Here is a 23,122-nt window from a genome sequence, read left to right as displayed (position 1 = left end):
TTTTTCAGTCGCCCGACCGCACGTCGCGCACCCATGCGATGATGGTGGCGCGGGACTCCGCATCCATCTGGATCGCATTGGGCGGCGGCATCGCGTGGCTGACCCCTGCGTGAAGATAGATCTGTCCGGCGTGGCGCGCCACATCGCTCGGGGTTTCGAGGTAAACGCCCTTCGGGGCCCATTTCATCGTGCCCCAGACGGGCTCTCTCGCGTGGCACATCGAGCAGTTGCCGACCACCGTGTCATAGGCGTCCGCAAAGCCCTCGGCGGATGCGAATTTCTGCTCATAGGCCGTCAGTTCGCGGGCCTCGGCCTCTTCGTAGGTGTCGCCGCTCCGCACGGTCGACAGCCACGCGATCACCAGCATCAGGACCACCGTGACCAGCCATGTCCAGTTCGGCCCCTTGCCGGTCTTGTGCATGGTGTTGAAGTAATGCCGGATGGTGACGCCGGTCAGGAAGATCAGGCTGGCGATGATCCAGGCATATTGCGTGCCGAAGGCCAGCGGGTAGTGGTTGCTGAGCATCAGGAACACCACCGGCAGCGTCAGGTAGTTGTTATGCGTCGACCGCACCTTGGCGATCTTGCCGTATTTCGCATCCGGCACCCGCCCGGCCTTGAGGTCGTCGACCACGATGCGCTGGTTCGGCATGATCTGGAAGAACACGTTCGCGGTCATGATCGTGGCGGTAAAGGCCCCCAGATGCAGCAGCGCGGCGCGCCCGGTGAAGATCTGGTTATAGCCCCAGGACATCACCACGAGGATGACGAACAGCAGCAGCATCAGCACCGTCGGATGATCGCTGAGCTTCGACTTGCACATCACGTCATAGGCCAGCCAGCCGATGGTCAGCGATCCGCCCGAGATCACGATGCCCTGCCACAGCGACAGATCCGCCTTGGTCGGGTCGAGCAGATACAGCTCTCCGCCGACCCAGTAGATGATCATCAGCAGCGCCGCCCCCGACAGCCAGGTCGTGTAGCTTTGCCACTTGTGCCAGGTCAGATGCTCGGGCATCCGCGCCGGGGCCACCAGGTACTTCACGGTATGGTAGAAGCCGCCGCCGTGCACTTCCCATTCCTCGCCATAGGCGCCTTCGGGCAGCGCGTCATTGGGCTTCAGCATCAGATCGAGCGCGATGAAGTAGAACGACGCGCCGATCCAGGCCATCGCCGTGATGACATGCAGCCAGCGTACCGCGAATGCGATCCAGTCCCACATGATTGCCAGGTCGTACATGGAAGCCTCCAGAGATGAGTGTCGAAGCCAGCCTAGGCGATTGCCAATTCTTTAGGTATCGTGTCAAATTGCCAAGCAGCATCAAAAAATTCGAGATAATGTCGTATCTGGACAACATCCGCACCTTCGTCCGCGTCTACGAATTGGGCAGCATGTCCGCCGCCGGGCGTGACCTGCGCATCTCTCCGGCGGTCACCTCGTCGCGCATCTCGCAACTCGAAGAGCACCTGAGCGTGCGGCTGTTCCAGCGCACCACGCGCAGCCTGACGCCGACGGAACAGGGCAAGGCGTTCTATGGCGGGGCCTGCGAGGTGCTCGAATCCGTCGAAAACGCCGAGGCCCAGGTTGTCAACATCACCGAAAACCCCAAGGGCGCGCTGTTCGTCGCGGCACCGCTCGGGGTGGGGCGCAGGCTGATCGCGCCGCAGGTGCCGGGGTTTCTGGCGGAATATCCCGAGGTCAAGGTCCGCCTGCGACTGACCGACCGCAAGGTCGACCTGACCACCGAAGGGCTCGATCTGGCGTTCTTTCTGGGCCAGCCCGAAGACAGCAACCTGCGGATCCGCAAGATCGCCGATGTCGAACGGGTGCTCTGCGCCTCGCCCGACTACATCAGGGACCATGGCAACCCCGCCACCGGCGAGGATCTGGTGTCGGGCCAGCACGAATGCCTCAGCCTGCGCTTCCCCGGGGCCACCGAATACCAGTGGCGCCTGAAGACGCCGGACGGCGTGCGCAAATTCCGCGTCGAGGGGCGCTACGAATCCGATGACGGCGACATTCTGACCGACTGGGCCCTGTCCGGCTGCGGCATCGCCATGAAGCCGGTGTTCGAGGTCAGCGACCACATCAAAGCCGGCCGCCTCGTGCCGGTCGCGACCCAGACGCCGCCCGAGCCCATCCAGATGGCCTGCCTGTTCACCCATCGGCGCAGGCAGGACCCCAAGACGCGGCTGTTCATGGATTTCGTGATCGAGCGGATCGGCGACACCATCCGCGACAGCAAGATCCGGCCCTAGCTGCCGCGATAGGTGGCGTAGCCGAAGGGCGACAGCAGCAGCGGCACATGGTAATGCGACGCCTCGGACATGCCGAAACGCAGCGGCACCACATCGAGAAAGCGCGGATCTTCGGGCGGCGTGCCGATTGCGTCCAGGTAATCCCCGGCGTGAAACACCAGCTCGTAGACACCGGTCGCGAACGCGTCGGCGGGCAGGATCTGTTCGTCCGTGCGCCCGTCGTCATTGGTCACCAGCGACTTCAGGTGGGTGCGGGTGTCGCCCTCGATGCGAAACAGATCGATCCTCAGTCCCTCGGCCGGGCAACCCCGGGCCGTGTCGAGCACGTGCGTTGTCAGATACCCTGTCATGTTCGCCGCTCCTTTGTGATGCGCATGCGATATCACCTACAATGCGGGGGCGGATCGGAAAAGCACGCCGGGCCGAAGGCTCTTTCGTGATTTTTTTGAAATTAAATTTCATTATTCTGATTTATTGATGTTCAAATTCTCAGAGGAGCAACCTGGTGACTCGATACCCGCGCGACATGACCGGATATGGTGCAAACCCGCCCGCGGCGAATTGGCCGAACGGCGCGAAGATCGCCGTCCAGATCGTTCTGAACTACGAAGAAGGCGGCGAAAACAATATCCTGCACGGCGATGCCGCGTCCGAGGCCTTCCTGTCCGAGATCACCGGCGCGCAGCCCTGGCCGGGACAGCGCCACTGGAACATGGAATCGATCTACGAATACGGCGCGCGCGCCGGGTTCTGGCGTGTGCACCGCCTGCTCGGCGATCTGCCGGTGACGGTCTATGGCGTCGCCACCGCGCTGGCACGGGCCCCCGAACAGGTCGCCGCGATGAAGGCGTCGGGCTGGGAGATCGCCAGCCACGGCCTGAAATGGATCGAGCACAAGGACATGACCGCCGACGACGAGCGGGCCCAGATCGCCGAAGCGATCCGGCTTCATACCGAAGTGACGGGCTCTGCCCCGCGCGGCTGGTATACCGGGCGCTGTTCCAACAACACCATCCGGCTCGCCGCCGAAACCGGTCAGTTTGCCTATATTGCGGACAGTTACGCCGATGATCTGCCCTACTGGATGCAATTTGACGGAAATGACCAGCTGATCGTGCCTTATACCATGGATTGCAATGACATGCGCTTTGCCATTCAGGCAGGATTCACCACCGGCGACCAGTTCGAATCCTACCTGAAGGACAGCTTCGACATGCTCTACGAGGAAGGCGCAGATGGCGCGCCGAAGATGCTGTCCATCGGCCTGCATTGCCGCCTGATCGGACGCCCCGGGCGCGCCGCCGCGCTGCGCCGGGCGATCGAATATTTCAAATCCCGCGACGGTGTGTGGTTCGCGACCCGCCTGCAGATCGCCGAACACTGGACCCAGGAGAATCCCCCGATGCGCATGGAACGACCCTCCGAGATGACGCGCGACCGGTTCGTGGCCGAGTTTGGCGGCATCTTCGAACACAGCCCCTGGATCGCCGAGGGTGCCTATGACCTCGAACTGGGGCCGACCCATGACACCGCGCAGGGGGTGCACCAGGCCCTGGCCCGGGTGTTCCGCAGCGCCACGCCCGAACAGCGCCTCGGCGTGCTCACCGCGCACCCGGACCTCGCGGGCAAGCTGGCGGCGGCCAAGCGCCTGACGGCGGACTCCACCGCCGAGCAGGCCTCGGTCGGGCTCGACCAGCTGACCGACGACGAACGCGCGGCCTTCACCCGGCTCAACGACGCCTATACCGCGAAGTTCGGCTTTCCCTTCATCATCGCGGTGCGCGACAACACCAAGGCGTCCATCGACGCGGCCTTCCAGCGCCGCATCGAAAACGACCGCGACACCGAATTTGCCGAGGCCTGCCGCCAGGTCGAACGCATCGCCGAGCTGCGCCTGATCGAAAAGTTTTCAGCATGAGCCGCACCCTCACCCTGGCACCCCTGACCGCCGAGGCCTTCGCGCCCTTCGGCGATGTGCTGGACGTGTCGGGCGCGCCGGACAAGCTGATCAACCAGGGCCTCTGCGGGCGCTATCACGACCGCGCGAACGTCGACATCGTCGGCGGCAAGGCCGGGATCAGCCTGTTCAAGGCCACGCCGCGCGCCTTGCCGATTGTCCTCGACATGGTCGAACGCCACCCGGACGGGAGCCAGGCCTTCCTGCCCATGAGCCTCGATCCCTTCGTGGTCGTGGTGGCCCCGGACGCGAACGGCACGCCCGGCGCGCCGCAAGCCTTCCTCACCGCGCCGGGGCAGGGCGTGAACTATCATCGCGGCACCTGGCACGGGGTCCTCTGCCCGCTGTCCGAGCCGGGGCTCTTCGCTGTCGTCGACCGCATCGGCGATGGCCCGAACCTCGAAGAGCACTGGTTTGACACGCCGTACACCATCGAACGCTGACCAGATCGGCCGGAACGCACCGGTCCCCAGATCCACCAAGAGAGAGAGACACCATGGCTGACCACTCAATCGGGACACCGGAGCAACTCCGCGACCCGAACTACTTCCCGGGCCTCGCCAAGGGCATTCCGCTGGGCATCCAGCACGTGCTGGCGATGTTCGTGTCCAACGTCACGCCTGCGATCATCGTCGCCGGTGCCGCCGGGTTCGGCTTCGGCTCGGGATCGCCCGACTTTCCCGAACTGCTGTACCTCATTCAGATGTCGATGCTGTTCGCCGGGATCGCCACGCTCCTGCAGACCATCACCATCGGACCCATCGGCGCGGCGCTGCCGATCGTGCAGGGCACGTCCTTTGCCTTCCTGCCGATCATGATCCCGCTGGTGGCGGGCAAGGGCGTCGATGCGCTGGCGGCGCTGTTCGGCGGCGTCATCATCGGCGGCATCTTCCACGCCTTCATCGGCACCTTCGTCGGCAAGCTGCGCTTTGCGCTGCCGCCGCTGGTCACCGGTCTGGTGGTGACGATGATCGGCCTCGCGCTGGTCAAGGTCGGTATCCAGTATGCGGCGGGCGGCGTTCCGGCCATCGGAACCCCGGAATACGGCAGCCTGCTGAACTGGTCGGCGGCGATCCTGGTGATCCTCGTGACCCTGGGCCTGAAGTTCTTCACCAAGGGCATGCTGTCGATCTCGGCGGTGCTGATCGGCCTGGTCGTCGGCTATGTCTACGCCATCGCCGTCGGTATGCTCAGCTTCGGCGACATCGCAACCTCGTGGGAACGGTCCGCCGCCTTCGCGCTGCCGCAGCCCTTCAAGTACGGCTTCGAATTTTCCATCGCGGCGGTCATCGGCTTTTGCCTCATGGCCTTCATCTCGGCCATCGAGACGGTGGGCGACGTCTCCGGGATCACCAAGGGCGGCGCGGGCCGCGAGGCGACCAGCAAGGAAATCACCGGCGCGACCTTTGCCGACGGTTTCGGCACCGCGATCGCCGGCGTCTTCGGCGGCTTCCCCAACACCTCGTTCAGCCAGAATGTCGGCCTGATCGCCATGACCGGCGTCATGAGCCGCCACGTCGTGACCTGCGGCGCGGTCTTCCTGATCATCTGCGGATTGGTCCCCAAGGTCGGCGGCATCATCCGTACCATCCCCATCGAGGTCCTGGGCGGCGGCGTCATCGTGATGTTCGGCATGGTCGTGGCGGCGGGTATCTCGATGCTGTCCGACGTGCACTGGAACCGGCGCAACATGGTGATCTTCGCCATCGCGCTCAGCCTCGGGCTTGGCCTGCAACTGGAACCGGGCGCGCTACAGCACCTGCCGGAAACGGCGCGGATCCTGCTGACCTCGGGGCTTCTTCCCGCGGCCTTCCTGGCCATCCTGCTGAACCTGATCCTGCCCGAGGACCTCGCCGATGAGGCGACCGAGGAAGTCTCGGGCGGCATGGCCGGTCACGGGGCAGGCTCGCTCGAGCGCGACAACCACGTCTAGACCCCGGGGGCCGGGTTGCGGGGCACGCCCCCGCATCCCGGACCGCCTGGCAAAAGGCAGGGGTCGGACAGGTCGGCATGAACCGGACCGGGCGCGGGGGGAAACCCTCGCGCCCGTCTGCGTTTCCCCGCGCCGCGCACTTCCCCCCCGGGTGGTCTGTGCGTCCCGGGTGTTCCGGGCACGCGCCGGGGCAGGGGCAGCGGCAGGGGCAGCGACGGGGATGCCCCCCACCCGGCGCGCATATGCCACAGCCTGCGGCGCGCACCGGCCACAAACACCGGCGACAAGCGGCCAACGAAAAAACGCCCCGATCACGCGACCGGGGCGGCATGGCCCCCTTGGGGGCGCGTGGGACGCGGGACAGCGCGGACCGTTCCCGCCCTTGTCAGCCCGTCAGCTGTAGCTCGACACGTCAGAGCCCGCGAGTGCGGCGATATTGAGCAGGCCCCGGGGCGTCACGCCCGGCGTGACGATATGGGCGCGGTTGCCCATGCCCATCAGGATCGGCCCGACCTCAAGCCCGCCCGCCGCGCTTTTCAACAGGTTGCGCGCAGCACCCGCCGCGTCGGTGTTGGCATAGACCAGCACATTGGCCTTGCCGCTCAGGCGGTTGTTCGGCAGCAGCCGTTCGCGCAGCTCCGGATCGAGCGCGGCATCGGTGTGCATCTCGCCCTCGTAGGCAAAGTCGCGGGGGCGGGCGTCGAGGATCTTCAGCGCCGCGCGCATCACCTGACCGGACCGGCAGTCGGTGTTGCCGAACTGAGACCCCGAGCACAGCGCGATCTGCGGCTCCATGCCGAAGCGCCGCACGTGGCGCGCGGCGGCGACAACGGTCGCGGCCAGGGTTTCGGGCGTCTGTTCCACATTGACATGGGTATCGGTGACGAACAGCGGCCCCTGGTCCAGAATGACCAGCGACAGCGCCGCCACCGGGGTCAGCGTGTCGGTCTCAAGCATCTGGCGCACGTAGTTGAGATGCCAGTGATACTGCCCGAAGGTGCCGCAGATCATGCTGTCGGCATCGCCGCGATGCACCATCACCGACGCAATCGCCGTGGTGTTGGTGCGCATCACGGCCCTTGCCAGATCGGGCGTGACGCCCTTGCGTTGCATGACGTCGTGATAGCTTTGCCAGTAGTCGCGATAGCGGTCGTCGCTTTCGGGGTTCACGATCTCGACGTCGCGGCCGGGCACGATCGACAGGCCCGCGCGTTCGATGCGGGTCAGGATCACCTCGGGGCGGCCCACCAGGATCGGCGCGTCCACCGTGTCCTCGATCATCGCCTGCGCCGCGCGCAGCACGCGGTCGTCCTCGCCCTCGGCAAAGACGATGCGGCGCTTGGTCTGCCGCGCCGCCGCAAAGGCGCCGCGCATGATCAGCGAGGACCGGAACACCTGCGCTTCGAGATCGGCCTTGTATTTCTCCAGATCGATGTCGCGTTTCGCGACGCCCGTGGCCATCGCGGCCTTCGCGACGGCGACCGCAATCGTCGGCAGCAGGCGCGGATCGAAGGGGCGCGGAATAAGGTAGTCGGGCCCGAAGGTCAGCCGTTCGTCCTTGTAGGCCTGCCCCACCTCGGCCGAGGTCGTCTGCCGCGCCAGTCCCGCGATTGCATCGACGCAGGCCAGCTTCATCGCATCGTTGATGTCCTGCGCCTCGACATCCAGCGCCCCCCGGAAGATGAACGGAAAGCAGAGCACGTTGTTCACCTGGTTGGCGAAATCGGACCGCCCGGTGGCGATCATCGCCCCCGGAGAGGCGGCGCGCGCCACGTCGGGCATGATCTCGGGCACAGGGTTGGCCAGCGCGAAGATGATCGGGTTGTCGGCCATGTTCGCCACGCTCTCGGGCTTGAGCAGGCCGGGCCCAGACAGGCCAAGGAACATGTCCGCCCCGGTCAGCGCCTCGGTGATGGTGACCCCGGCATCGGCATTGGCGAAGAACATCTGCTCGGGGCAGAGGTCGGTGCGCCCGGGATGCAGCACGCCGTCCTTGTCGAAGATGGTGATGTTCCCGACCGGCACCCCCATCTTGTGCAGCATCGTATGGCAGGCCACGCCCGCCGCCCCGGCCCCGAGGCCCACGACGCGAATATCCTCGGGCCGCTTTCCGGCGATGCGCAGCGCGTTCGTCGCCGCCGCCGCGACCACGATGGCGGTGCCGTGCTGGTCGTCGTGAAAGACCGGGATGTTCATGTTGGCGCGGCAGTGCCGCTCGACGATAAAGCAATCCGGTGCCTTGATATCTTCGAGGTTGACCGCGCCGAATGTCGGCGCGAGCCGGCAGACCAGTTTGGCCAGTTCCATGGGGTCGGCCTCGTCGACCTCGATGTCGAAACAGTCGATGCCCGCGAATTTCTTGAACAGGACGGCCTTGCCCTCCATCACCGGCTTCGATGCGGCGGCCCCGATATTGCCCAGCCCCAGCACCGCGGTGCCGTTGGTGATCACCGCGACAAGGTTGCGCTTGGCGGTATAGCGCGTGATGGCGTCGGGATCGGCGGCGATGGCGGTGCAGGCCTCGGCCACGCCGGGGCTGTAGGCCCGCGCCAGATCACGCCCCGTCGCCATCGGCTTGGTGGGCCGGATCTCAAGCTTTCCGGGGCGCGGGAATTCGTGGTAATCCAGCGCCGCCTGACGTTCCGCGTCGGTCTTGTTGGTGTCGATTACCATCACAGCCTCCCTTGGGTGTGTCGCGCGGCGAGACGCCGGGTCATGTCGATCATGCGGGCCGAAAACCCCCATTCGTTGTCGTACCAGCCGAAGATGCGCAGCTGCCCGTCCGCGCAGGTCATCGTCTCGGGCAGCGCCACGATCAGCGATTCGGGGCGCGCGCGCATGTCGGTCGAGACGCAGGCATCCTCGGTCGTCCCGATCATCGGGCAACCGGCCACGGCGTTGCGCACAAGCGCTGCCCCTGATCCCGCCGGGCGCTCCGCGAGTTGCAGAACCGCATCGATGGCCGACACCGAGATCACCGGCACCCGCACGGCGGCAACGCTGAGGCGGTCCCGGAACCCGGGCAGCACCTTCAGCACCTGCTCGGTGGCGCTCGTGGTCGTCGGCACCATCGAGACCGCCGCCGCGCGGCTGCGTTCCAGGTTCGGCCCCGGCACATCGACCACAGGCTGGCTGCCGGTGTAGCAATGCACCGTCGTGACATGCGCGCGCGCGATCCCGTACCGCGCGTCGACCGCCTGCAACAGCGGCGCGATGGCATTGGTAGTGCAGGACGCGTTCGACACGATCCGCGCCTCGCCGATATCGGCCTCGTTGGCCCCCAGCACGACCGTTGCATCGGCCGCCCCCGACGGCCCCGAGATCAGCACCGCCTCCGCGCCCGCGTCCAGCCCGGCCTCCGCGACCGCGCGGGTGGTGGCGCGCCCGGTACATTCCAGCACCACGTCGACGCCGCCCAGATCGACCGCCCGCAGGTCGGGATGGGACCAGAACGGATACCGGGCCCCGCCCACCTCAAGGCAGCCGTCTCCCGCCGCCACGGTGCCCGGAAAGACGCCGAAGACGCTGTCATAGCGGAACAGGTAGGCGCAGGTTTCCAGCGCCGCGATGTCGTTGATCGCGACCACTTCGATGTCGCCGTTGGCCGGGTCGGCCAGGATCTGACGCAGCACCGTGCGCCCGATGCGCCCGAAGCCGTTGATCACGATGCGGATGGGGCGGCTCATTCCAGGCTCCCGTTCAGAAGGATCAGCGCGGGCAGCCACGCGGTGACGACGCCGCCTGTCAGCGTTGCCACGGCGGTCTGCCGGTGCAGCGCCCACTTCATCGCAAGCGTGAGGAAATAGAGCAACCAGAGACCGGACCAGGCCAGCCAGTTCAGCCCGAGCCAGACCTGCATCCCGGTGCGCGCGCCGGTCAGGGCCTGCACCGCCTCGGGCAGCACCGAGATCGCGACAAAAAGGCTGAACCACCCAAGGCCCCGCCCGTCGCTGCCGGTGATCCGGTTGACCGCCACCCACAGGTAGGTGACGCTGAACAGAAGCGTCAGCGCGACGGCCCGCACCTCGGTGACGGTGTCCGCCTGAACAAGGCCCAGGCCCGCGACAAAGCCGGTGACACCCGCCGTCACCAGGTTGATGACGATGATGTCCCGGTCCGGGATGCGGCCGGTCATCCACACCCCGTTGAGCACCAGAACGGCCCCGACAAACAGCAGCGACAACGGCAGGAACATCGCGTGCGTCCTAGGCCCGGGTGTCGTGGCGGGCCGCGACCGGGCGCGCCACGTCGGCAAGTCCGGGTGCCGGGCGGCACCGCGCCGGTTTGTCGGGTGCGTTGGTGCGCAGCGGGCCGCCCCGGGCGGCGCCGCGCCGGTGCGTCGCCCCTGTGATGACGCTGCCATACAGGCTGACCTGCGGTATCGCCCCTCGGGTCATCCAGACGGCAAGGGGGCGGTGCGTTGCCATCAGAAGTCGACCTCGATGGCGACGCCCTTCCTGACCGCCAGATCGACCACGCTGGCCGCCACCGCAAGATCCTGAAGCCCGACCCCGGTGCCGTCGAACAGCGTGATCTGGTCGTCCGACGTGCGCCCCTTGTGGGTGCCGTTGATGACCGCGCCAAGCTGGGCGATGTCGGCCTCCGCGATCAGCCCTTCCGCGATGGCGTGTTGCGCCTCGCCGATGCTGACCGATTGCGCCACCTCGTCGGTAAAGACCGAGGCGCGGGCCAGAAGTGCCGCCTCGACCTCCTGCTTGCCCTTGGTGTCGGTGCCCATGCAGGCGATGTGGGTGCCGGGGGCGACGTGATCGGCCATCAGCGACGCCGAGAAGGCCGAGGTGATCGAGACGATGACATCCGCCTCGGTCATGCCCGCAAGCTCCACCGCCTCGAAGGGCAGACCGAACTCGGTCGCGACCTTCTCGATGTTGGGCAGCATGTCGGGGTGATAGTTCCAGCCGATCACTTTCTCGAAGGCGCGCTGTTCCAGCGCCGCGCGCAGCTGGAAGGTGGCCTGATGGCCCGCGCCGATCATGCCGATGACCTTCGCATCCTTGCGCGCCAGATGCTTGATCGACACAGACGAGGCCGCCGCCGTGCGCAGCGCGGTCAACAGATTGCCGCCAACCATCGCGCTGGCACGGCCGGTATCGGGATCGAACAGGAACACGGTGGACTGGTGGTTGATCAACCCGCGCTTCTCGAGGTTGTTGGGCCAGTAGCCCCCGGCCTTCAGGCCCAGCGTCAGACCGGCGCGGTCGAAACCGCCCTTGAAGCCGTAAAGCGCGTCTTCATGGCCGATGGCCTCGCGCACCACGGGGAAGTTGTAGGCATCGCCCGCGGCCATGGCGGCGAAGACCTTTTCGACCGCGTCGAACGCGGCTTCGCGGGTCATCAGGTCGGCAATCTCGCGCTCGGGGACGATCAGCATGGCGGGGCTCCATAATCAGGGAAACGTGCCCCGGACCTGATCCGGGGCCTCTATAGTGCAGGCTGCAGCGCGGTCCCGGGTCCTGCCCGGAACGCCCGTGCGCTCCATTGACGGCGTCGAGGTCCCGGATCGCGTCCGGGACCCGGGACCCCGGGGATCAGTAGGCCTTGCCGCGCGCCGAGACGGGCCAGAGCGTTTCGACCTTGCCGTCGCGCACACCGACATACCAGTCGTGCACGTTGCAGGTCGGGTCGCAGTGACCGGGCACCAGCTTGAGCTTCTCGTTGACCGCAAGGTTGCCCTCGGGGTCCGACACTACGCCATGCTCGTCCGAGCACTTCACGTATTCCACGTCGTCGCGCCCGTAGATGAACGGCAACCCGCTATCGACCGATTGCGCCTTGAGGCCCGCGTCGACGATCGCCTTGTCGGGTTTGGCGTGGCTCATCACCGAGGTCAGGATGAACAGCGCGTTCTCCCATTCGCCGTGGTCGATGCGCTTGCCGTCCTTGTCGAGGATACGCCCGTAATCGGCATCCATGAACGCGTAGGACCCGCACTGCAATTCGTTGAACACGCCCGAATTGCTTTCGAAGTAATAGGACCCGGTGCCGCCGCCGCCGACGATGTCGCAGTCCAGCCCCACGGCCTTCAGCGCATCGACCGCGTCGCGCACCATGGCGATGGCGATGTCGGTCTTTTCCTGCCGGTCCTCATAGCTGTCGAGATGCTGCATCGCCCCCTGATACGCCTGAAGGCCCGCGAACCTCAGCCCCGGTGCCGCGTCGATCGCCTTGGCGATCTCGACCACGGCAGGGGTGGTGGTGACGCCGCAGCGGCCCGCGCCGCAGTCGATCTCGACCAGGCACTCGATCTCGGTGCCGTGCTTCTGCGCCGCCGCCGACAACTCGGCCACGTTCTCGATCTGGTCGACACAGCAGAGCGTCCGCGCACCCAGCTTGGGCAGCCGCGCCAGCCGGTCGATCTTGGCCGCGTCGCGCACCTGGTTCGACACCAGCACATCCTTGATGCCGCCCCGGGCGAAGACCTCGGCCTCGGACACTTTCTGGCAGCAGACGCCGACCGCGCCGCCCAGTTCGATCTGCATCCGGGCCACGTCCACCGACTTGTGCATCTTGCCGTGCACCCGGTGCCGCATGCCATGCGCCTTGGCGTAGTCGCCCATCTTCTTGACGTTGCGCTCGAGCGCGTCGAGATCGAGGATCAGGCAGGGCGTCTGGATGTCCGCTTCGTCCATGCCGGGCAGCGCGGGCACATCGAAACCGACTTCGAGACCTTCGAAACTTGTTGATACGTTCATGGGGTGGACCCTCCGGTTAGGTGTTCATCCAGGGCAGCTTGTCGAGGTCGACATTGCCGCCGGTGACGATGATGCCGACACGCTTGCCTTGAAACGTGTCGGGGTTCTTCAGGACCGTGGCCATGGCCACGGCGCTCGACGGCTCCATCACGATGCGCAGATGCTTCCAGCACAGCTTCATCGCATCGACGATCTCGGTTTCGGACACGGTCAGGATGTCGTGCACGTGGCTGGACACGAAATGCCAGGTCAGATCCTTCAGCGGCACCAGCAGCCCGTCGGCGATGGTCTTGGGCGCGTCGTCGGCGATGATATGGCCGGCCTTGAAGCTGCGATAGGCGTCGTCGGCCTGTTCCGGCTCGGCGGCGATGATCCGCGTCTCGGGGGCCATGTGCGACACCGTCAGGCAGGTGCCCGAGATCATGCCGCCGCCGCCGATCGGGGCGATCACGTAATCCACCCCGTCGGTCTGTTCCAGCATCTCGCGCGAACACGTGCCCTGGCCCGCGATGACGCGCGGATCGTTGTAGGGGTGCACGAAATCGCCGCCGGTCTTGGCCTGCACCTCGGCAAACGTCGCTTCGCGCGACGAGGTCGAGGGGTCGCATTCGGTGATCTTGCCGCCGTAACGGCGCACCGTGTCCTTCTTGGCCTGCGGTGCGGTGCGCGGCATCACCACGTTGCACGGAATGCCGCGCCGCATCGCCGCGTAGCTCAGGCACGAGGCGTGGTTGCCCGACGAATGCGTCGCCACGCCCTTGGCCGCCTGGTCGTCGCTCAGCCCGAACACCGCGTTCGAGGCACCGCGCACCTTGAAGGCGCCCGGCTCCTGAAAGTTTTCGCACTTGAAGAACAGCTGCGCCCCGGTCACCTCGTTGAGGTAATCCGACACCCGGATCGGGGTGCGCCGGATATGCGGCTTGATCCGCTCATGCGCGGCCAGCATGTCGTCAAAGGTTGGGATCTCCATCGCCGTCTCCTGCGTCATGCGGCCATCTTCGCGGCGGATGCCGTGTGCGACCTGTAATAGTCCTGCGCCGCGCCGACACCCGAGCCGAGCTTGATGTCGAGGCCAAGATCGGCCATGCACATTTCCGCCGTGGCGATCCCGCTCAGCGTCATCACATCCGTCAGGCTGCCCAGGTGGCCGATGCGGAACACCTTGCCCGCAACCTCGCCAAGGCCGACGCCGAATGCGACGCCATAGGTCTTGGCGGCATGCGTCACGATGTCGGTTGCGTTGAACCCCTCGGGCGTCCTGATCGCGCTGACCGTGTCAGAGTAGAGCTCCGGGCGCGCGGCGCACAGGCTCAGACCCCAGGCATCGACGGCGGCGCGCACACCCGAGGCGATGCGGTGATGGCGGGCAAAGACGTTTTCCAGCCCCTCGTCCATGATCATGCCACAGGCGGTGTTCAGACCGTTCAGCAGACCGACCGCGGGCGTGTAGGGGTAGGCGCTGTTGGCATAGCCTTTCTGCATGTCGTGCACGTCGAAGAAGGTGCGCGGCAGGGTGCCGGTCCCGGTGGCCTCCATCGCCTTCGGGCTGAACCCGACGATGGCCAGCCCGGCCGGCAGCATGAAGCCCTTTTGCGACCCGGTGACGGCAACATCGACGCCCCACTCGTCAAAGCGGAAGTCCATCGACGCGATCGACGACACGCCATCGACGAACAGCAGCGCCGGGTGACCGGCGGCGTCCAGCGCGCGGCGCACGGCGGCGATGTCGGACTTGACGCCCGTCGCGGTCTCGTTGTGGGTGGCGAGCACGGCCTTGATCTCGTGGGTCTTGTCGGCGGTGAGGATTTCCTCATAGCGGTCCGCGGGCAGGCCTTCGCCCCAGGGCGTCTCGACGATCGTCACGTTCAGGCCGTGGCGCTGGCACATGTCGATCCAGCGGTGCGAGAACATGCCGTTGCGCGCCGAAAGCACGCCATCGCCCGCGCTCAGGCAGTTGGTCAGCGCGGTTTCCCAGCCGCCGGTGCCGGTGGACGGGAAGATGAAGACCTCTGCCGTGTCGCTTTTCAGGATCGTGCGGACACGTTCGCGGACCGGGTGCAGGATCTGCCCGAACAGCGGCGAACGGTGATCGATCGTCGGCATGTCGCAGGCCTTGCGCAGGCTCTCGGGAATGTTGGTCGGGCCCGGGATGAAAACTGGGTTCTGAAAGCTCATGTCCGTCTCCTTTAAGCGTTACGACTGTGACGCGTTGATCCCGTTTTACGCCATCCTGGGCGCGCGGCATACTTTTTTGAAATCGTTTTTCAAAATGCCGGTTTATCTTATATTTTCGTTTACTTTCAGTGCTTTGTATTTTCTTGAAGCGGTTCTTCGAAAATTTCGCGAAACAAGATGCACTTTATCGTTTTTCGAGCGAATGGCGCTTTTTCCGGTTGCTTCCCGTTGATGCCGCGCCACGGCTTCCTGCGGGCACAGGACCGAAAAAAGCGCCCGGGCGGGCCGCGATGGACACCACCCGGACGCCGCTTGTGCGCCGGTCTGAAAGGTTATCTGCCGGTCGCCGGATGGGCCACGCCCCGCGCCCCGGCCATAGGGCGCAGGTTCATGTGGCGGTTCACATCCTTGTAGAGCAGGTAGCGAAACCGTCCCGGCCCACCGGCATAGCAGGCCTGCGGGCAGAAGGCGCGCAGCCACATGAAGTCGCCGGCCTCGACCTCGACCCAGTCGGTGTTCAACCGGTAGGCGGCCTTGCCCTCGAGCACGTAAAGCCCGTGCTCCATCACGTGGGTTTCGAGAAACGGAATGACCGCGCCCGGCTCGAAGGTGACGACGGTTACATGCATGTCGTGGCGCAGGTCGGCCGGATCGACAAAGCGCGTCGTGGCCCATTTGCCGTCGGTTCCGGGCATCACCGACGGTGCGACATCGGCGTCGTTTGCGATGACCACATCGGGATGATCGAGACCCGGCACCGCCTCGTAGGCCTTGCGGATCCAGTGAAACCGCAGCATCGCGTCGGACCGATTGTGCAGGCTCCAGTCCGAGGCCGGGGGCAGGTAGGCATAGCCGCCTTCTGTCAGCACATGCTCGGCCCCGTCGACCGTCAGGCTGGCGCTGCCTTCGACCACGAACAAGACGCCCTCGGCCCCGGCGTCAAGTTCCGGCCGGTCGGACCCGCCACCGGGGGCCACTTCCATGATGTATTGCGAAAACGTCTCGGCGAACCCGCTCAGCGGACGCGCGATGACCCAAAGCCGGGTGTCGTCCCAGAACGGCAGGAAGCTGGTGACGATGTCGCGCATCGTGCCCTTCGGGATCACCGCATAGGCATCGGTAAAGACGGCGCGGTCGGTCAGAAGCTGATCCTGGCCGGGATGGCCTCCTGTCGGGGCATAATACTTCGCGGCCATGACGGCTCCTGCTGTTTCAAAATGTCCTGTGAAATATGGGTCCGTGGCCGGTGTCATACCATCCGCATAAGGACAACAGCACCTTTTGGATCTATTTGATAATAAGCGATGTTTTTTTGGTATTTTTGAATGAAGCGCGGCGCGGCCCACCCACCCCGGCAAGTCGGGGGGTGTCACGCCAGATCGCGCGCCAGTTGGCGCGGTGGCAACAGGTTCGAGCGGCGCAGCGTCAGCACCGGGTAACTTTCGTCCTCGCGAATGCGCATGATGTCGAAGTCGGGCTCGACCGCGCGCAGCTTGCCCGCCATGGTCGCGGCCCTGTCCGGGGCCTCCTGCGCCGCATAAAGGCACAGAAGGTGCCGCATCGGGGCGCGGAAACACGGCGCGCGGGCATGAGCCCGTTCCAGATGCGCGACCGCCTGCGGTATGTCGCCCGCGGTGATCGCCGAAAGCCCGGCCAGCGTGTCGAACCAATGCGCAGAGGATGACTGGCTGGCAAGGCTGGCGGCGTGGCAACTGGACCGAAGGGCGGTCGCGGCCTCGCCCGCGCGCAGGGCCACCGTGGCCTTGGCGGAATGGCTGAAGGCGTTGTAGGGGCTGATGCGCACCGCGTCCTCGGCCAGGGCCGCGCTGACGCCGGTGTCGTTCTCCAGCATGGCCAGCAGCTGCGCCACCAGCGACGTGACCAGCGCGTTGCCGTCATTGCCGACCAGCGCCATCTGCGCGAACTCGCTGGCCTCGCGGTACAGCGTCTGGATGTCGGGTTCGGTCCGCTCGACGATCATGATCTGCCTGAGCAGGCTGCGCCAGGCGGCAATGCGCGGCAGCGGCAACAGCGCGAAGGCCTCGGCCAGCAGGCGCTCCGCATGGCGCAGCTTGGCGCTTTCATAGGTGAACATCGCGGCGATGGCGGCGTTGACCCGGGCATCGACCTTCAGCGCGACGCTGGCATCCGCCTGCCGCGACAGGTCCTGGGTCAGCACCCGGGCGGCGGAATGATAGACCAGGCGCGGCACGTCGCCCTGTTCCAGCAGATCGGGCGCGGTGACGTCGAGCCGGGCATTGTCGGACCAGATCACCTCTCCGGTCGCGCGCGCGGTCAGCCCCGCCAGCACCTGCACGTCGTCGCCCGCCGTCAGCGTGCGCACGCCCAGCACAAGATCGGGTTTTTCCGTCCCGTCGCCGGTGTCCTTGTAGATGCTGAAACAGCCGAAATCGGCGATCAGCCGGGCCATGGTGTCGCCCAGAAGCGCGCCGACAAACGCGCCGTTGCCGTCCTGCTGTTCGCCGAAGGCCCTGACCTGAAGCTCCAGCTTGCGCCGCGGCTGGTCGGCGGGGTCAAGACGGCCCTGCAGCGCCGATCGGTCGCGCTGGCCCAGGTCCTGCAGGATGCGCGCCCGGGCATCGGCCAGCCATTCGGCAAACACCGGATCGCTCACCTGCACGTTCTCCATCAGGTCCCGCCCGGTGCGCAGTGCCGCCAGCGCGTCCTCGGGGCAGGCATCGAGATCGGTGCTGACCGCCTCGAGGCGCACGTTGTCCCGGTCGGTGATGAAATGCGTGCCCTTGTCGCCCAGCGCCTTGCGGATCTCCGACAGCACGTTGCGCAGACTGGCCGATGCCTGCCGCGCCGCCCGGTCGGACCAGAGGCACTTTTCCAGCCAGCGCCGCGCGCGGGTCCGGCCCTCGGTGCGCGCCAGGATCGCCAGCAGCGCCCGCGCCCGCGCCGACGAGGGCGTGCAATCGCAGCCCTCCGCATCGCAGACACGGAACTCGCCGATCAACTGGATATGCACGAAGCCTTCCTCATTGCCCGGACGCCACAGACTTGGTGACATTGCGACCGACACGCAGGCTAACACCTTTGCCGCGTTCCGCAAGCAACCGGTTGCGGCGTGAATTCTTCGTCAAAACGCGCCCGCGCCGCGCGAAGCCGCTTCGTTACCGGCGCGGTTTTGGGCATGGTGAGGCGGGATCAATTAACAGGTGAGATTGTAGGCATGGCGACATTGGGCATTCACGGCATCCACGGGATCCATGGCATCCACGGCATCCATGGCATCCACGGGATACACGGCATCCACGGTATCCATTCCGGCGGCGGCGCGGCGCCGCTGACCAGCACCGCGCTGGGCGTCACCGCCGAAGGGCTGCTGGGCTATTGGGACGGCACCGGCACCGTGCCGACCGCCCCGTCCGACGCGCCCCTCGATCGGTTGCAAGCGCTGCAACCCGATGCCCGCGCCGCCACCATCGCGCAGGAATTCAGCGGCTTTTTCGACGTCACCGGGGCTGGCGACGCGCCCCGCGTCTCGGGCGGAGGTGTCAGCCTGACGCTGCCCACGCCGTCTGCGGCGGACCTTGGCACGCACCAGTTGCCGCATCTGCGCGCGGCGATGGACCTGCGCTCGGACCGCCTGGGCGAAATTGTCCTGCAGACCGGCGACATGCTCAGCTTTTTCGGCTCGCAGCTGCATCTCGACGGCTATTCCCGGCGCTGGACGATGGAGCTTCTGGCGCGGATCTATGATGTTGTCATCCAGCCCGAACAGGCGATCAAGTTCGCCGCACGGGTGCCGCGCCCGATGACCTATTCGCCCAAGGTGCAGCCGATGATCCAGACGCCCGCGCATGGCTCTTGCCCCAGCGGTCACGCGACCGAGGCGTTTGCCTTCGCGACGATGCTGTCGCTGCTCTGGCTCAAGGGGCGCGCCCCCGACGCCAACGCCGTGCGCGGGTTGATCGACATCCTGACCGCCGAGACCCCGGCCTGCGAGGCGGACCACAATGTGCTGATGCCCTTCGCGCTGGCGGCCCGCATCGCCGACAACCGGACCGTGGCGGGCGTGCATTTCCCCATCGACAGCGCCTATGGCGGGCTTTTGGGCTTCAGCCTCGGGGTGGCGCTGGCCGGGCCGGTCTTCGGCGACGCCTTCGCGTGTGATCTCGCCCCCGCCGCACCCTTCACCGACGATGCCAAATCCTGGAACGGCGGCTTCACCATCGAGGCATGGCGCGACTGGCTGCGGGCGCTTCTGCCCGCCAATCTCGACGCCGCCACCCGGCCGGGCAGTCCGACGGCCCCGCTGATCGGGGCAATCGGCGCTCAGGCCGTGCGGGAATGGGGGTAATCCAGCATCACGCCGCGTCCGGTGCGGCAATCCGGACCGGGCAGCGGCGGCGTGGCGGCCAGGATGGCGGCCAGATCGGCCTCCGGATCGCCCGGCGCGCCGGTGCGTGACCAAAGCTGCGCCAATGCGCGGGCCACCCGGGGGGCCGCGACGCTGGTGCCCGAGAACCGCGCGACCGACCCTGTCAGCACGCCCGCGGCGCGCGCGCCTTGCTGCATCGCGCCGTCCGATCCGCGCGCCGCAAGCGTCGGCCCCGGCGACTGCCCGGCGCGCGCCAGCATGTCGACGATGCCCTCGGCGGAATAGCGTTCCGGCTGGCCGGTGCCGGGGGCGCCGGTCCTGGGCCGGGCGGCCCCGACGAACCACAGATGCGCATGGGTGGCCCCGGCAAAGGCCACCGCCGTGCCCTGCCGCGACACCGGGTTTCCGGCGGCGGGCGCACTGGCGCTGCCCAGTTCGGCGTCCCATTCCCAGCCCGGCGCATCGAGATAGGATTGCCGTCCGCGCGGCCGGAAGCCGTGCGGCGTGTCATCGCGCTGCACCTCGGCGGTGACCAGCGATGGCGTGGCGCTGTCGCTGGCCACCGCGATCTTCCAGCAACCCGCCGGCACCGGCGCACCGCCATCGACGCGATGCGTGGGGGCCAGCGCGATCAGCAGACTGTCATAGCGCGTCTCGGGGGCAGGGGCCGTCGCTTGCTCCGGATCCTCGGTCAGATCCACCGTCTCGGTGCCATAGACCGCCGCCAGCATATCCCTACCCAGCATCAGCAGCCGCCCCTCGCCGGGCCGCAACCACTCCAGTTCGAGCGGCGGCAGGCGCGGGTCGGGCGGGGTCAGGCAAAGCCGCCGACCGGTGCCGTCGCAGGTGGTGCGCAGCTCCAGGAAACTGGCCGTGCGGTCGTCGGGCTGCACCCGCCAGTCAAGGCTCAGGGGGGCAGCGGTCGTCACCTCGGCGCGCGCGGCCAACTGGTCGAGCCGGGCATTGCCATAGGCGGCGACAACCTGCAGCCTGCCGCCGCACAGCCGTTCATAGCGGTCGATCTCGGCCGCGATCCACTGCGCCAGAAAGGCGGTATGATCGCCCGGTCCAGCCAGCGCCCCGAGGCTGAGGTTGACGATCACGGGCCGCCCGTCGCAGCGCGACAGCCGCAACGCCTCGGTCACGATCCAGCGCAGCCCGATGGCCACATAGCCTTCGGTCTTGCGCCCCGACGTCTCGGCGATGGCCGCGGGCGGCAGTTGCACCGCAAGGATCGGCAGGCCCGCGATGCAGGCGTCGGCGTTGTCGCCGTCGTCCCGCGCGTCGGTGTCGGCCCAGTCCGCACCGGCGGCAAGGTCCAGCACATGGGTGCCGTGGCTGGCGTGATGGTTGGTGCTGCGGCGCAGATCGGGCGGCAGAAGGGCGTCGTTGCGGGCGCGGTAAAGCGCGGTCTCGGACACGCCGCTGGCCAGTTCGCGGTCAATCTCGGCCTTGGCCAGCACCTGCCCGATGCGCACGTCCGGCAGCGGCTCGATCAGGTCATGGGCGGCGGCGCGCGGTTCCGTCTGCAGCCAAAGCTTGGCGATGCGCGTCTCGGTCGCGGAGGCCCGGAAGCGCGCGTTGAGATAGCCGATCCCGTCGTCGATGCAGGCCATGACCGGCGCGCCGGGCGCGGTTCCGGTCGGGGCGCGGTCGATCGGGTCGAACATGCGCGGATCGGTTTCGCTCAGCGCCTCGACGCGCGGGCCGACATGCAGCAGGCGGCAATAGTCGGGCAGCTTCGAGATCTCGTCGAGCCAGAAGAACGCCACCGTCACGCGCCACGGAAAGGCAGGCGGCGGTGGGGAGAGGTCACCGCCGTCGCTGCCCGACGCGCCACTGGCCGAGCGGTCAAGCTCCGCCAGTTCCGTAGCCAGCGCGTCACATTCCGCACTCTGAAGCTTGGCCCGCGGCTCCGACCTGAGCGCCGCAATGGCCGCCCGCAGGGTCGGGGCCTTCTTGCCGGGGCGCAATTCCGCGAACAGCATCACCGCGCGCGGGTTGCGCCGGGCGGATGCTGCTTCCCAGTGGGCGTAACCGTCGAAGGGTGCAGTGGTGTCGCCGATGTCTTTCCAGCTTGCCGTTTTCCGTTTGCCCGTCGCCATCACCCACACCCCGCCATTCGACCGATTCAGTTTACCTATGGGAAAGGTGCCACGGTTTTGTCGACTCGTAATCCGTGAAAGCGCGTAAAACATGGAATTAACGTTATTTTAACGACTTGCCTGGCCGCCTTTGACGCCGTGGGTGCAGGACTGCCCGCCCCAATGGCGGGCGCGGCGTCGCGGGGCGTTTGCACACGGTCGCGCAACGCGGCAGACTTGGCCGCAACCACGCAGTTGGCCGCAACCACGCAGCAGGAGAGATGCCATGCCCACCAACACCGCTCGGGATCCGATCATGATCTGCGCCGCGTCGCGCACCCCGCTCGGGGCGTTTCAGGGGGCATTCACCGGGGTGCCCGCCACCGAACTGGGCGCCGTGGCGATCCGCGCGGCGCTGGCGCAGGCGGGGCTGGCGCCCGACGCGGTCGACGAGGTGCTGATGGGCAACGTGCTGTCCGCCGGGCTGGGCCAGGCCCCGGCGCGGCAGGCGGCCCTGGGCGCGGGCCTGCCGGTGTCGGTGCCCTGCACCACCGTCTCCAAGGTCTGCGGTTCGGGCATGAAGGCGGTGATCCAGGCGCATGAGGCGATGGTCGCGGGCTCGATCGGCGTCGCTGTGGCGGGCGGCATGGAAAGCATGACCAACGCGCCTTACCTGCTGCCGCAGGGGCGCGGCGGCGCGCGGATCGGCCATGCCCGCGTGCTCGATCACATGATGTTCGACGGGCTCGAAGACGCCTATGACGTGGCCCCCGACGGCACCCGCCGGTCGATGGGCACCTTCGGCGAAGACTGCGCCGAGGCGTTCCAGTTCACCCGCGACGATCAGGACGCCTATGCCATCGAAAGCGTCACCCGCGCCAAAGCCGCCGCCGACAGCGGTGCCTTCGACTGGGAGGTGACGCCGGTCGCGGTCAAGACCCGCAAGGGCGCGGTCGAGGTGGCCCGCGACGAGGGCCCGCAATCGATCAACCCCGACAAGATCCCCAACCTGCGCCCGGCCTTCAAGAAGGACGGCACCATCACCGCGGCGTCCTCCTCCTCGATCAACGACGGGGCGGCGGCGCTGGTGCTGGCCCGTGCCTCCGACGCCGAACGGCTGGGCCTGACCCCGATCGCGCGGATCATGGGGCACGCGGCCTATGCCGGTGCGCCGGGGTGGTTCACCACCGCGCCGATCCACGCCAAGCGGCGGCTCTTCGAGGCGCTGGACTGGTCGGTCGACGATGTCGACCTGTTCGAGATCAACGAGGCGTTCGCCGTGGTCGCCATGGCCTCGGCCAAGGAGCTGAACATCCCGCGCGAAAAGCTGAACGTGCATGGCGGCGCGGTGGCGCTGGGTCATCCCATCGGGGCCTCGGGCGCGCGCATTCTGGTGACGCTGCTCGGGGCCATGCGGGCGCGGGGCGCGCGGCGCGGCGTCGCCTCGATCTGCATCGGCGGCGGCGAGGCCACGGCCATCGGCGTTGAGCTGGAGGGCGCGGCCTGAACCATGCGCACTGGCCGCGGAACAAGGCCGCAGACCGCCGCGCCAAGCGCCTGCCCGGCCCGGCGGGCTGGCGCTATGGTGCCGCTTTCACGCGGTTCGATCGGTGCTGCGACGTGACAGGATAAAGCGCGCCGTTCAATCGTTGC

General features: G+C 67.1%; 19 protein-coding genes. 6 read left to right on the top strand and 13 right to left on the bottom strand.

Features of this window, described 5'->3' with window-relative positions; genetic code table 11:
• Nucleotides 1-4: 4 nt before the first annotated feature.
• On the bottom strand, nt 5-1,240 hold the full coding sequence (locus ACXYMN_RS09540; protein WP_459013356.1) for a urate hydroxylase PuuD: 1,236 nt from the start codon (nt 1,238-1,240) through the stop codon (nt 5-7).
• A gap of 98 nt (nt 1,241-1,338) precedes the next feature.
• Between ACXYMN_RS09540 and ACXYMN_RS09535 the strand changes: the two genes are divergently transcribed.
• The gene (locus ACXYMN_RS09535) at nt 1,339-2,259 is read left to right on the top strand and encodes a LysR family transcriptional regulator (protein WP_459013355.1); all 921 of its coding nucleotides are present in this window, start codon (nt 1,339-1,341) and stop codon (nt 2,257-2,259) included.
• On the opposite strand, the gene uraH is transcribed toward ACXYMN_RS09535, so the two are convergent.
• Complete coding sequence (gene uraH / locus ACXYMN_RS09530) at nt 2,256-2,609, bottom strand: hydroxyisourate hydrolase (RefSeq protein WP_459013354.1); 354 nt, start codon at nt 2,607-2,609, stop codon at nt 2,256-2,258. The two genes, ACXYMN_RS09535 and uraH, sit on opposite strands and share 4 nt — an antisense overlap.
• A gap of 155 nt (nt 2,610-2,764) precedes the next feature.
• Between uraH and puuE the strand changes: the two genes are divergently transcribed.
• From puuE to ACXYMN_RS09515, 3 genes are read left to right on the top strand one after another with little or no spacing between them, the layout of a single operon-like run.
• A complete protein-coding gene (puuE, locus tag ACXYMN_RS09525; protein ID WP_459013353.1) occupies nt 2,765-4,177 on the top strand; it encodes an allantoinase PuuE in 1,413 nt (470 codons plus the stop codon).
• Nucleotides 4,174-4,659 carry an ureidoglycolate lyase gene (locus ACXYMN_RS09520; protein ID WP_459013352.1) on the top strand — a complete coding sequence of 162 codons (486 nt, stop codon included), beginning with the start codon at nt 4,174-4,176 and terminating at the stop codon, nt 4,657-4,659. Before puuE ends, ACXYMN_RS09520 begins: the two co-directional genes overlap by 4 nt.
• A 53-nt stretch (nt 4,660-4,712) precedes the next feature.
• Entirely contained in the window at nt 4,713-6,149 is a 1,437-nt protein-coding gene (locus ACXYMN_RS09515) for a uracil-xanthine permease family protein (protein ID WP_459013351.1), read from the top strand.
• Nucleotides 6,150-6,542: 393 nt separating this feature from the next.
• Here ACXYMN_RS09515 and ACXYMN_RS09510 read toward each other — a convergent pair whose 3' ends face one another.
• From ACXYMN_RS09510 to ACXYMN_RS09465, 10 genes are all read right to left on the bottom strand, one after another.
• Nucleotides 6,543-8,822 (bottom strand): NADP-dependent malic enzyme, encoded by a 2,280-nt coding sequence (locus ACXYMN_RS09510; protein ID WP_459013350.1) that lies wholly within the window; start codon nt 8,820-8,822, stop codon nt 6,543-6,545.
• On the bottom strand, nt 8,822-9,835 hold the full coding sequence (locus ACXYMN_RS09505) for a type I glyceraldehyde-3-phosphate dehydrogenase (RefSeq protein WP_459013349.1): 1,014 nt from the start codon (nt 9,833-9,835) through the stop codon (nt 8,822-8,824). The genes ACXYMN_RS09510 and ACXYMN_RS09505 overlap by 1 nt, the downstream gene beginning before the upstream one ends.
• Nucleotides 9,832-10,344, bottom strand: coding sequence for an AmiS/UreI family transporter (locus ACXYMN_RS09500; RefSeq protein ID WP_459013348.1), 513 nt, complete (start codon nt 10,342-10,344; stop codon nt 9,832-9,834). The genes ACXYMN_RS09505 and ACXYMN_RS09500 overlap by 4 nt, the downstream gene beginning before the upstream one ends.
• Before the next feature lie 10 nt (nt 10,345-10,354).
• A complete protein-coding gene (locus tag ACXYMN_RS09495) occupies nt 10,355-10,576 on the bottom strand; it encodes a hypothetical protein (RefSeq protein WP_459013347.1) in 222 nt (73 codons plus the stop codon).
• Nucleotides 10,576-11,541, bottom strand: coding sequence for an iminosuccinate reductase BhcD (gene bhcD, locus ACXYMN_RS09490; RefSeq protein ID WP_459013346.1), 966 nt, complete (start codon nt 11,539-11,541; stop codon nt 10,576-10,578). Before bhcD ends, ACXYMN_RS09495 begins: the two co-directional genes overlap by 1 nt.
• 157 nt (nt 11,542-11,698) lie before the next feature.
• On the bottom strand, nt 11,699-12,862 hold the full coding sequence (gene bhcC, locus ACXYMN_RS09485) for a 3-hydroxy-D-aspartate aldolase BhcC (protein WP_459013345.1): 1,164 nt from the start codon (nt 12,860-12,862) through the stop codon (nt 11,699-11,701).
• Between the two features lie 16 nt (nt 12,863-12,878).
• The gene (bhcB, locus tag ACXYMN_RS09480; protein WP_459013343.1) at nt 12,879-13,832 is read right to left on the bottom strand and encodes a beta-hydroxyaspartate dehydratase BhcB; all 954 of its coding nucleotides are present in this window, start codon (nt 13,830-13,832) and stop codon (nt 12,879-12,881) included.
• A gap of 14 nt (nt 13,833-13,846) precedes the next feature.
• Nucleotides 13,847-15,037: an L-aspartate--glyoxylate aminotransferase BhcA gene (gene bhcA, locus ACXYMN_RS09475; RefSeq protein ID WP_459013342.1), complete on the bottom strand. Its 1,191-nt coding sequence runs from the start codon at nt 15,035-15,037 to the stop codon at nt 13,847-13,849.
• A gap of 332 nt (nt 15,038-15,369) precedes the next feature.
• Nucleotides 15,370-16,233, bottom strand: a complete 864-nt coding sequence (locus tag ACXYMN_RS09470) for a bifunctional allantoicase/(S)-ureidoglycine aminohydrolase (protein ID WP_459013341.1) — start codon at nt 16,231-16,233, stop codon at nt 15,370-15,372.
• 173 nt (nt 16,234-16,406) lie between these two features.
• A complete protein-coding gene (locus ACXYMN_RS09465; protein ID WP_459013340.1) occupies nt 16,407-18,083 on the bottom strand; it encodes a hypothetical protein in 1,677 nt (558 codons plus the stop codon).
• 150 nt (nt 18,084-18,233) lie between these two features.
• Here ACXYMN_RS09465 and ACXYMN_RS09460 point away from each other — a divergent pair, with 150 nt between their 5' ends.
• Nucleotides 18,234-19,364, top strand: a complete 1,131-nt coding sequence (locus ACXYMN_RS09460) for a phosphatase PAP2 family protein (RefSeq protein ID WP_459013339.1) — start codon at nt 18,234-18,236, stop codon at nt 19,362-19,364.
• On the opposite strand, the gene ACXYMN_RS09455 is transcribed toward ACXYMN_RS09460, so the two are convergent.
• The gene (locus tag ACXYMN_RS09455; RefSeq protein ID WP_459013338.1) at nt 19,340-21,490 is read right to left on the bottom strand and encodes a S8 family serine peptidase; all 2,151 of its coding nucleotides are present in this window, start codon (nt 21,488-21,490) and stop codon (nt 19,340-19,342) included. The genes ACXYMN_RS09460 and ACXYMN_RS09455 overlap by 25 nt on opposite strands.
• 265 nt (nt 21,491-21,755) lie before the next feature.
• Between ACXYMN_RS09455 and ACXYMN_RS09450 the strand changes: the two genes are divergently transcribed.
• Nucleotides 21,756-22,976, top strand: coding sequence for an acetyl-CoA C-acyltransferase (locus ACXYMN_RS09450; RefSeq protein ID WP_459013337.1), 1,221 nt, complete (start codon nt 21,756-21,758; stop codon nt 22,974-22,976).
• Nucleotides 22,977-23,122: the final 146 nt, after the last annotated feature.

This window comes from Roseivivax sp. CAU 1753 (assembly GCF_054482575.1).
Note: the sequence above shows the minus strand (reverse complement) of the source record. Positions and strands in the feature narration are given on the sequence as shown.

Excerpts from the sequence above, each read along its gene's own strand:
- ACXYMN_RS09540 (WP_459013356.1), bottom strand. The coding sequence starts at position 1,240 with ATGTACGACCTGGCAATCATGTGGGACTGGATCGCATTCGCGGTACGC.
- ACXYMN_RS09535 (WP_459013355.1), top strand. The coding sequence starts at position 1,339 with ATGTCGTATCTGGACAACATCCGCACCTTCGTCCGCGTCTACGAATTG.
- uraH (WP_459013354.1), bottom strand. The coding sequence starts at position 2,609 with ATGACAGGGTATCTGACAACGCACGTGCTCGACACGGCCCGGGGTTGC.
- ACXYMN_RS09520 (WP_459013352.1), top strand. The coding sequence starts at position 4,174 with ATGAGCCGCACCCTCACCCTGGCACCCCTGACCGCCGAGGCCTTCGCG.
- ACXYMN_RS09515 (WP_459013351.1), top strand. The coding sequence starts at position 4,713 with ATGGCTGACCACTCAATCGGGACACCGGAGCAACTCCGCGACCCGAAC.
- ACXYMN_RS09510 (WP_459013350.1), bottom strand. The coding sequence starts at position 8,822 with ATGGTAATCGACACCAACAAGACCGACGCGGAACGTCAGGCGGCGCTG.
- ACXYMN_RS09505 (WP_459013349.1), bottom strand. The coding sequence starts at position 9,835 with ATGAGCCGCCCCATCCGCATCGTGATCAACGGCTTCGGGCGCATCGGG.
- ACXYMN_RS09500 (WP_459013348.1), bottom strand. The coding sequence starts at position 10,344 with ATGTTCCTGCCGTTGTCGCTGCTGTTTGTCGGGGCCGTTCTGGTGCTC.
- ACXYMN_RS09495 (WP_459013347.1), bottom strand. The coding sequence starts at position 10,576 with ATGGCAACGCACCGCCCCCTTGCCGTCTGGATGACCCGAGGGGCGATA.
- bhcD (WP_459013346.1), bottom strand. The coding sequence starts at position 11,541 with ATGCTGATCGTCCCCGAGCGCGAGATTGCCGACCTGATGACCCGCGAA.
- bhcC (WP_459013345.1), bottom strand. The coding sequence starts at position 12,862 with ATGAACGTATCAACAAGTTTCGAAGGTCTCGAAGTCGGTTTCGATGTG.
- bhcB (WP_459013343.1), bottom strand. The coding sequence starts at position 13,832 with ATGGAGATCCCAACCTTTGACGACATGCTGGCCGCGCATGAGCGGATC.
- bhcA (WP_459013342.1), bottom strand. The coding sequence starts at position 15,037 with ATGAGCTTTCAGAACCCAGTTTTCATCCCGGGCCCGACCAACATTCCC.
- ACXYMN_RS09470 (WP_459013341.1), bottom strand. The coding sequence starts at position 16,233 with ATGGCCGCGAAGTATTATGCCCCGACAGGAGGCCATCCCGGCCAGGAT.
- ACXYMN_RS09460 (WP_459013339.1), top strand. The coding sequence starts at position 18,234 with ATGGCGACATTGGGCATTCACGGCATCCACGGGATCCATGGCATCCAC.
- ACXYMN_RS09455 (WP_459013338.1), bottom strand. The coding sequence starts at position 21,490 with ATGGCGACGGGCAAACGGAAAACGGCAAGCTGGAAAGACATCGGCGAC.
- ACXYMN_RS09450 (WP_459013337.1), top strand. The coding sequence starts at position 21,756 with ATGCCCACCAACACCGCTCGGGATCCGATCATGATCTGCGCCGCGTCG.